The sequence below is a fragment of the Coxiella endosymbiont of Ornithodoros amblus genome, from assembly GCF_019425495.1.
In the GTDB taxonomy this organism is placed as follows: Bacteria; Pseudomonadota; Gammaproteobacteria; order Coxiellales; family Coxiellaceae; genus Coxiella.
Map to the genome: position 1 here is coordinate 1 of NZ_VFIV01000072.1, position 5877 is coordinate 5877.

Below are 5877 nucleotides of genomic sequence, written 5' to 3' on the forward strand. Positions count from 1 at the left end.
GGTAATGATAGAGGCCCCTTGTATCAAGGAGCTTTGAAAGGAACAAGGCGAAAGAGAAGCATCAACTTTACAGTCATTAGGGGTTTATGCTTAAGTTGATGGCTAGGTGCGCAGGCGGGGATGATAAGGGGTTCGACAATGATGAATTTTAGTTTTTCAGTCTTTATCTTTACCAGTTATGCTAATAAATAGTAGGGGATTTTAACCCTGTTTTCTGACTGTTATTTTTTGTAAAATATACATCCATGCATACTCACGAACATCACCATCATAGGCAACATACTTCTCATCGAGTCTTAGGATGGGCAATTATATTGACTTTGAGTTTTGCTCTGATCGAAGCTTTGGGTGGCTATTTTGCGCATTCTCTAGCGCTTTTAGGCGATGCCGGCCACATGGCTTCGGATGCCGTAGCATTGGGAATTGCCGCCTTTTCTTCGTGGATTGCACTCCGTCCCCCATCTCATAAACACAGCTACGGATTCGGGCGCGCTGAAGTCATCACAGCTTGGGCATCAAGCTTGTTAATGGTTATCATCGCTCTAGCAGTCATTGTAGAAGCGATCAGGCGTATCCAACAGCCTTCTTCGTCTGTCCACAGCGCCCCGGTGATGCTTATTGCTATCTTTGGCATTTTATTAAATATACTTCTCGCAGGCCTGATTTCAAGCAGCGAAAAAACCTTAAATATCCGCACCGTATTTTTGCATGTGGTGAGCGATATTGTTGGTACATGCGCGGTTTTACTTTCCGGCATCATCATTTTCTTCAGCCATTGCACCCTGATTGATCCTTTGTTCTCCGTTCTTATCGGTATCCTCATTATAATTTCGAGTGTTCGGCTATGGCGAGAATCCATGACTGTTCTGATGGAAGGCGTTCCCGCCCACTTAAATATTAAACAAGTCTGTCAAACGATGGTCCGCTTTCAAGGTGTAAAAGCGGTGCACGATGTTCATATCTGGACGCTCTCATCTGGTGTGACTGCCCTTTCAGCCCATGTCAATATTAAAAATATAACTTCCTGGGACGACGTTTTACTAAGGTTGAAATCGACCTTGAAACAACAATATGATATTGATCATATTACGCTTCAACCTGAAGCGGATATCGAAGAATGTACGTCTTGTTATAAGTTTTAATAACAAAGAGGCCCTACCAGCTCAATTTATGTTTTTAAAACTATTATGATTAAATCTATTGACTGGCAAATACTTTTAAAGTTAACCAATAATAATCCGAGCTTTCTGAAGAATTGGTTGCTCTATTTGCATCTGAATTGCCGACCCTCCGCGATGGCATCAATGCAACCTCTTCGATAAGGGTGATTGGAAAGAAATGAAAAATCAAGTTCATAAACTCCACAGTTCTTGTTGCTATGCGGGTACGCCTCATTTGAGACATTTATCGCAAGCATTAGAAGAAGCTTTGAAACTTGGCAACCATGAGGCTGTTCCTCTCTTTTTAGAGCGCTTAAACTCGGAAATTCAGCGAGTGCTCAATGCTATTCAACAAGCAAACTACATCCATGACCCCGTCTGAACAGAATATCGATAAGGAGGAATTGGCTAGATTTTCTGATCTCGCTGAGGATTGGTGGAACCCATCCGGCAAGATGAAACCCCTGCATCTCATTAATCCCGTCCGACTAAAATACATCGAACAGCAAATTCCCATAAAAGGCAAACACATTTTGGATGTGGGCTGTGGGGGTGGTTTATTAAGCGAAGCCTTGGCAAAGCACGGTGCTGTTGTCACCGGCGTTGACATGAGCGAATCATTAATCACTGTTGCAAAAAATCATGTAGAACAACAACTAAATATAAATTATCAATGTCAGGATATTGAAATTTTAACAACAGACGCTCAACCTTTTGATATCATCACTTGCATGGAATTACTGGAACACGTTCCCGATCCACAACGGATGATAAAAAACTGCGCGGCATTAATAAAACCTGGCGGCAAACTTTTTTTCTCCACTATTAACCGCAATTTTAAAGCTTATTTGTACACAATCATTGGCGCCGAATACTTACTTAATTTATTGCCCAAAGGCACACACGATTATGCACAATTTATTCGTCCTTCGGAATTAGTGGGATGGGCTGAAAGTAGTGATTTGCGATTATTGGATATTACGGGCATCCATTACCATCCTTTAAAGAATGAATTTGATCTAAGTCGTGACGTTTCCATCAATTACCTCGCGTGTTTTACTCATGAGTAACCTCATTCATCGGGTGACCGCCGTTTTTTTTGACCTTGATGGCACACTATTAGATACAGCACCTGATTTAGCCGATGCTTTAAATCAACTGCTCAATAGATACGGGCGCGATCCTATCCCTTTAAACGTTATTCGTCCCACCGTCGCTCAAGGCGCGCGGGGAATTTTAGCGAACGGGTTTTCTATTAATCAAACTGATCCTCGTTTTAAACCACTTCGAGATGAATTCTTATCGATTTATCAATCTTGCCTCACTAATAAAACAACCTATTTCGATGGAGTGGTAGAAGTATTGGAATATTTAGATGCTCATGCTATTCCCTGGGGCGTTGTTACCAATAAACCGGGGTGGTTGGCTCGACCGCTATTAACTCACTTTAAGCTAACTCGCCGATATTGTTGTTTAATTTCAGGCGATCAATTAGCTAATCGTAAACCTCATCCAGAACCCCTTCTTTTTGCTTGCAAAACAATTAACGTTCAACCTCATACCGCTTTATATGTAGGTGATACCGAAGGTGATATTCAAGCAGCTAAAGCCGCTGGAATGTTAGCCGTGGCAGTGACTTACAGTTATTTATCTGCCAACAGCACACTCCAAGACTGGAAGGCCGATGCTTTGATTAAATCACCGTTGGAGTTGATTGATTGGTTGAAAAGAAAAGAAAAAATAACCATTGTGAAGAAAGTCTAAGATGGCTATGCTACAATCAGGAGCAATCAATTCAACCGATCAATACGTCCTTCCCGCGAAAAAAGCCATATTTTTATTGGGTCATCGCCTTCGTCGCTGCTTTTGCTTGCTGGAATTCTTTTTGGGTACGATACTGGAGTCATTTCAGGCGCCATTTTTTATTAGCCAGGAGTTTCACCTCTTCCCGCAAATGAATGGATTTATAGTTAGTACCTACTCATCGGCGCTTTTTGTGAAGCCCTTTTTAACGGCCATTTGGCTGATTACATTAGACGAAAACGTTTACTCATTATCTATGCTTTAATTTTTATTATTGGCACAGCTATTTCCAGCATAACAGTCTCCATTAGCTAGTTGGTAATTGGGCGCATCATTGTCGGCATTGCTATTGGGGATCGCTTCTTACAGTGCGCCACTTTATACTCCTGAAATCCCCCCTCATCGCCGCAGCGCTTTAGTTTCGCTTAATCAGCTGGGGCCCCCGTTACGATCAGAATTTTTTTTCGCACGTCTAGACTATTATTTTGCTCGCCACAACGCTTGGCGGTCAATGTTTGCCACTGCTGTCTCCGCGGTCACGAAGAAAAAGTTTTGTGGATTTTGCGAAAATTGCGTGGCCACGCTCCGCATGCGGAACAAGAATTAGAGTATATCCGCGTTAATTTACAGCAGAAAAAAAGCGACTGGAAAACATTATTTTCAAAAGTCATCCGCCCTACACTTCTTATCGCTATCGGTTTAGCGGTGATTTCAACAAGTAACGGGAATTAACATAATACTCTACTACGCGGCCTCTACCACCTTAAAAATGACCGGTTTTCAGGCTTCAGAAACCGCTGTTTTGGCGACGATGGGTATCGGGTGCGGTGTTGGTGATTATCACCATTATAGCCTTCCATTAATCGATTCGCTTGGACGGTGTCCGCTGTTATTCATCGTCATTAGTGCTATGATGATTAGTTTGCTCGTCTTAAGTTGGTCGTTTAAAGTGCACGGGCATATGGATTATCCGATAGATTGCCTTTGGAAGCTTATTAGTATTTATTCCGGGATTTTCAATTAGTTTAGGCCCGATCATGTCGCTGATGTTTTCTGAAATTCTACCGCTGAGAGTTCGTGGGTTAAGAGCTAGCACATTGCATTGGAGCTTGCACCAACTGGGCATCGAACTGGTCAGTTACTATAAAAACTAACGTTTTTAACATTGATCGAATATCTTGGTCCTATAGCGGTACTTTTTTATTCTGTTATATTAGATTAGCGTGATTGCTTTTTATTTTCATTTATATACTTCCGTACTAGAAACCAAAGGGGTAACCTTGGAGCAAATTGAAGAGAATCTCTATGCAGGAAAAGACATGCATTATTTAGGAAAATAATTGGATGTATCTGCTGGCCATTACCCTTGGCACTTCTGGTGTCAAAGTTATTTTGGTGGACGATTAACAAACGATAATCACCACTACATCGCTCGTTTAGCTATTTCTCGCCCTCAATATTTATGGTCTGAAAAAACCACAATGATTGGTGGGGAGCCACCCAAAACGCTATCCAAAAAATTAAATACCTACTCTAATGAACTAAAAAAGTACGAGCGCTGGCTTTTTCCAGTCAAATGCATGGAGCAACATTGCTCGATAAATAATGATAAACTTTGCATCCCGCTATTTATGGAACGACGGGCGTTCCATGGCTCAGTATCACACCTTGTTACAACGAGAACCCAAGGTATTAGAAATTACGGGAAATTTAATACATGCCGAGATTTACAGCTCCTAAAGTGTTGTTGGTGCGAGAAAACGAACCGGCTCTCTCAAAAAATCAAAAAAATTTTTTTGCCAAAAGATTATTTACGATTACTTATCATCAGCGGCAATTACGCCACGGTTTTTCAGATGCTTCCAGCACTTCATGGTTAGAGGTCGGAAAAATAATGCTCTAACGCCTTGTTAACCGCTACAGGATTAACCTCTGAGTTTATGCCAGCCTTATACGTAAGGCTCAGCCATTACCGGCACCATTTTACCAGCTGCCGCCGAAAGTTTTGGCATTGGAAAAACACTGCCGTTGTCACTGTCTCCCTAATTTATGACATCAAATGACTGTTCTTCTCAGCGCGGCAAGTTGTTTAGGGTGGTTAAGGCGTTTGCTCAACCTCGATGTTGACAGATTAAATGCACTGATTCGGCAAGTAAAACGAGACAAAACTGATCCTAACACCCCCCTACCTGCCCTATTTATCCGGCGAACGAACCCCTCATAATAATCCTTATGTCCGCGGGGTGTTTTTTGGAATGACATATGAAACCAAGATCCCATTTGCTACAAGCGGTTCTCGAGGGCGTTACTTTCGCTTTTCCCGAAGTGCACACCACAATGTGCGCAACAAACGTTAAAATTGAAGACATTTCCCTTATTGGCAGTGACGCTTATAACGCAGCACGGTTAACCTAGTTTAGTATAAATGGAGGTGACCCGCGTACGGCATTACCGCCCGTTGGCTATCAAAAAAACCATTGAACCTGATCAAAATTGCGTTGAACGATATGCTGAAAAACAAGTATTATATATTGAATTGTAGCAACAGCTTAAAAAGAACATTTGCAATCGCTTATGGCGGAAAATCCAACTCTCAGTAATGCCTTAGGTGAACCACGTAGAGAATTTCTTTTTGAATCCGATACCGAAAAATATACCCCCCTGCTCCAAATCGAACATTAAAATCCCGATAAGCTGACAACTCCTCTACGGCCTTTCCTAACAAAGGATATCTTTCAAGACGTTTTTCTGCTGCAATTATTTTTTCGGCGGCTTTAACTACAGCTTTAGCTAAACAACCCAATGAAAAGTGCGCTCTTTAAAGGGGGCGTTATAATGCGCCAACACAGAATTTCTATTTTAAATAAAGAGCAGGTGATGAAAGATATTAAAATACTTGGTGTTGATATTTATT

At 41.6% G+C, this 5877-nt stretch carries 8 protein-coding genes and 1 pseudogene; 8 read left to right on the forward strand and 1 reads right to left on the reverse strand.

The window, feature by feature from the left end; translation table 11 throughout:
* Positions 1-245: 245 nt before the first annotated feature.
* The 8 genes and pseudogenes from FIV31_RS07080 (at position 246) to FIV31_RS07105 (ending at position 5563) form a co-directional block, all read left to right on the forward strand.
* Positions 246-1142, forward strand: a complete 897-nt coding sequence (locus FIV31_RS07080) for a cation diffusion facilitator family transporter (RefSeq protein ID WP_280124282.1) — start codon at positions 246-248, stop codon at positions 1140-1142.
* 196 nt (positions 1143-1338) lie between these two features.
* Positions 1339-1542, forward strand: coding sequence for an Hpt domain-containing protein (locus tag FIV31_RS07085; protein ID WP_280124283.1), 204 nt, complete (start codon positions 1339-1341; stop codon positions 1540-1542).
* A complete protein-coding gene (ubiG, locus tag FIV31_RS07090; protein ID WP_280124284.1) occupies positions 1529-2230 on the forward strand; it encodes a bifunctional 2-polyprenyl-6-hydroxyphenol methylase/3-demethylubiquinol 3-O-methyltransferase UbiG in 702 nt (233 codons plus the stop codon). The genes FIV31_RS07085 and ubiG overlap by 14 nt, the downstream gene beginning before the upstream one ends.
* Positions 2223-2924, forward strand: coding sequence for a phosphoglycolate phosphatase (gene gph / locus FIV31_RS07095; protein WP_280124285.1), 702 nt, complete (start codon positions 2223-2225; stop codon positions 2922-2924). The genes ubiG and gph overlap by 8 nt, the downstream gene beginning before the upstream one ends.
* Before the next feature lie 255 nt (positions 2925-3179).
* On the forward strand, positions 3180-3278 hold the full coding sequence (locus FIV31_RS08705; RefSeq protein ID WP_425278281.1) for a hypothetical protein: 99 nt from the start codon (positions 3180-3182) through the stop codon (positions 3276-3278).
* A 186-nt stretch (positions 3279-3464) separates the two neighbouring features.
* Complete coding sequence (locus FIV31_RS08710; protein WP_425278282.1) at positions 3465-3695, forward strand: hypothetical protein; 231 nt, start codon at positions 3465-3467, stop codon at positions 3693-3695.
* 37 nt (positions 3696-3732) lie between these two features.
* Positions 3733-3987 carry a hypothetical protein gene (locus tag FIV31_RS08715; RefSeq protein WP_425278283.1) on the forward strand — a complete coding sequence of 85 codons (255 nt, stop codon included), beginning with the start codon at positions 3733-3735 and terminating at the stop codon, positions 3985-3987.
* 320 nt (positions 3988-4307) lie between these two features.
* A pseudogene (locus FIV31_RS07105) lies at positions 4308-5563 on the forward strand (FGGY family carbohydrate kinase).
* Here the strand turns inward: FIV31_RS07105 and FIV31_RS07110 are convergent.
* On the reverse strand, positions 5557-5766 hold the full coding sequence (locus FIV31_RS07110) for a type II toxin-antitoxin system RelE/ParE family toxin (protein ID WP_280124286.1): 210 nt from the start codon (positions 5764-5766) through the stop codon (positions 5557-5559). The pseudogene FIV31_RS07105 and the gene FIV31_RS07110 sit on opposite strands and share 7 nt — an antisense overlap.
* Positions 5767-5877: the final 111 nt, after the last annotated feature.

Coding starts and splice junctions, on each gene's coding strand:
- FIV31_RS07080 (WP_280124282.1), top strand. CDS start 246: ATGCATACTCACGAACATCACCATCATAGGCAACATACTTCTCATCGA.
- FIV31_RS07085 (WP_280124283.1), top strand. CDS start 1,339: ATGAAAAATCAAGTTCATAAACTCCACAGTTCTTGTTGCTATGCGGGT.
- ubiG (WP_280124284.1), top strand. CDS start 1,529: ATGACCCCGTCTGAACAGAATATCGATAAGGAGGAATTGGCTAGATTT.
- gph (WP_280124285.1), top strand. CDS start 2,223: ATGAGTAACCTCATTCATCGGGTGACCGCCGTTTTTTTTGACCTTGAT.
- FIV31_RS08715 (WP_425278283.1), top strand. CDS start 3,733: ATGACCGGTTTTCAGGCTTCAGAAACCGCTGTTTTGGCGACGATGGGT.